Source organism: Pseudomonas sp. MF08817 (assembly GCF_059862705.1).
Window position 1 is genome coordinate 1 of sequence record NZ_JCBCUY010000082.1, and the last position, 2,930, is coordinate 2,930.

Genomic DNA, 2,930 nt, shown 5'->3' on the forward strand with positions numbered 1-2,930 from the left:
ATGGCGCTGGCGGGGATATCGAACTCGACGGTCTTGTCGGTTTCGCCTGGTTTAGGGGCGATGGTCGGGCTGCCCGCGCCGGGTGTGCCGGCCATGACGAGGCGGATGCTGTCGCTGGTGCTCATGTCCGGGTAGCTCACCCGCACCTTGGCCCCGTTTACGCCTTGCAGTGGCGCATAGGTGACGTTGGCGCCGGTGCCGGTGGCGTTGATGAGTACCGGCAGTGGCAAGTCCAGGGCCTGGGTGACCAGGGTGTAGGTGGTGGTGGGGAAGGCCTGGGCCTGAGCGTCATCTGCACTGCCATTGAAGGTCACCTTGGTGCCTATCGTGACCTGGCTGTTATTGCTCAAACCCTCCAACCAACTGCGCAACACGGCTTTATCCACCAGGCCATTGGCCGCTTCGGTCGAGTTGATTGCATAGCCACTTAATACGGGTAAGGGCAGGGCGCTGGAGCTGCTGCAGGTCATCCACACCCGTTGCCCGGTTTTGCTCAGGGGCCATTTGGCCAGTGAAGCCTTGGCGTTGCCGAGGAAGGTGTTCAGGTTCAGCAGTTCGCCGTTGCCCAAGCCATTGATAAGCGGGCTCGGTAGGTCGCCCGGGGCGATGCTGGCCACGTTCAGGGTAAGGAAGTGTGAGGTGTGTTCCTGGCTACCCCGGGTGACGATGTATTGCACCTGGATGGTCTTGCCCACACTGGGTGGGACGATGCCGGAGTTGGCGCTGATGATAAATTCCACCCGTTTACCTGCCAGGCCGTTTTTATCGGCGATGTAGGGGGTGGTGCAGTCTGGGTAGTACCACTTGAGGCTGATCCTGTCGGTGGTCAGCATGTCGTCGTATTGCACGATCACCGCGGTTTCGTGCTGGATATCCAGGGGGTTGACGTTGACCAGTGAACCGTCGCCATGGTTGCGCAGGGTGGGGTGCGACAGGTCCATCAGGTCCTTGCCCACCCGCAGGCTCAGGGTGTGGGACACGCCCAGCAGTTCGGTACCGCGTCGGATGGTGTAGTGCACCATCACCACGCCATTACGGTTGTTTTCGACGTAGAGCTTGGACACGGGGATGGGGATTTCCTGACCGGCGGTGGCGGCGGTGAGGGTGATGGTATTGGAGATGTCGCCGGCACTTTCTGAGCCGTCCCAGATGTAGGTCACCTGGTCGCCGACCCAGGTTTGGGTGTAGGGGACGGTCAGGATGACACCGGCGGCGGGCACCTGGTCGGGGTCGAGCAGGTCGGTACCGGGGGTGACGTGGCTGACCCGCGGGGCGGGGAATTGCGGCATGACAACGCCCACTTGCATCCAGAAAATCTGCGAGGTGCGGATCAGGCGGATTTTACTGGCGCCGTCGTTGACGCGGTAGAACACCTTGACCCTCAAGCCGTCGAAACGACGGATGTCTACCTGGCCCACACTGCGGACGATAGGCTCGCCTTCGTCGAGGTCGCCGACGACCAGCGGCTGTTCGTAGCGCTCCAGCGAGCCGCCGTTCTGGGCTTCCCAGATCAGGGTCACCAGGTCGCTGCTGTTGCGGCCTGCGTAGTACGGGATGTGCACAGTTGCCGAGGGTTCGTTGGGGTTGAGCACCCCACCCGGGGCTTGCAGCACGTTGGGGGGCAGTAAGTCGTTGAGGATGCCCTTGATGCTGGCACTGGCGACTCGCGATGCCCGGTCTTCAATACCCGTGCGTTTTATGACGTAGGACACCGTGGCGCGGCCCTGGGCCAGGGCCTTGACCTTGGCGTTGTCGATAAAAAAGTTCAAGCCAAGCCCCACCAGGTTCACTTTCTGTTCGAGGGGGCGGACGATGATTTCCCCGCCCTGGGCGGTGATGCCGCGCCAGGTCAGCAGCACGGTGTCGCCTTTTTTGAAATGGGCCGCAGGGGTGTTGACCACGACCAACACATCGTCCTCGCCCAACTCGTCGAGGTCGATGACGCGGGTGTCCGGGTCGGCGTTCACCACCAGGGGCGCATCGGGGCGCAGCGTGGCCACGTCGACATTGATGTAAGCCACCCGCGACCACTGGGCCCGTGGGTCGGGGTAGTTATCGACGACATCGATGACCTGGTAGGAGAAGCTCACCTGGCCATCGCCGGCGGCTTCGATCATGGCCTTGTCGATCAGCACATCCAGCCAGCCCTGGGCGGCCTGCGCCGAGGTGACGGCGACGGTTGTGCGTTGGCTGCCCCAGGACAACACCACGCGGTCGTTCTTGCGAATGCCGGGGTACTCGATGCGGATGGGCACGCCGTTGTTGGCGTCAGTGGGGTCCACCCCCTCGTCGATGATCTTTTGGGGAATACTGAAACCGAGCCGTGAGTGGCCCGGGGCCAGGCCTGGGCCGGGCACCGAGTTGTCGTCATGCAGGCCGCCGGGGCGATCGAGTTTGACCAATAGCCTGAGCTTGGGCTCGGACTCTTGCGACACGCTTGAGCCGTTGCGCTTGACGCTGTAGTACACCGGTTCGGCGATGCCGGGCAGGATTTTGGAGGGGTCGAGCACGCCGTGTACCGGTTGGTTTTGCTGCCCCGGCGCAATGGAATCGGCCCACACGGGCGCCGAGGCGTCGCCCCAGAACACACTCAGGTGGTCCCCCGGGTTCATGATGCTCCACGGGCTGACAACAAACTTGAGCCCGCCTTCTACGGCGCGAACGGGAATGCCGCCATGAACGCCTCCTTCATCAGTGGGCATGGGCCAAGTCCACTCCGAAATAATCAGGGGGGCTAGGGCGGTGAGGTCTTCGGGTTCAGTGGGGTCGGTGGGTTCAATGGGCGTGGTCATCACAGGCTCCTTCTCAGGCTCGATGCGCGGGTGAAGCCATCACATACCCGCAGCCTGCGGCCTGGCTACTGTCAGATCTGACAGTAGCGATGAACGGTATCGGTCCTTGCCCCACCCTGTGGAAGCGGGCTGGCCCGC

At 62.8% G+C, this 2,930-nt stretch carries 1 protein-coding gene; it reads right to left on the minus strand.

Going from position 1 to position 2,930, the window contains the following annotated elements; translation table 11 throughout:
• Nucleotides 1–2,792: hypothetical protein (locus AC19YR_RS24615; protein WP_500600428.1), on the minus strand; the 2,792-nt coding region annotated here is incomplete at its 3' end.
• Nucleotides 2,793–2,930: the final 138 nt, after the last annotated feature.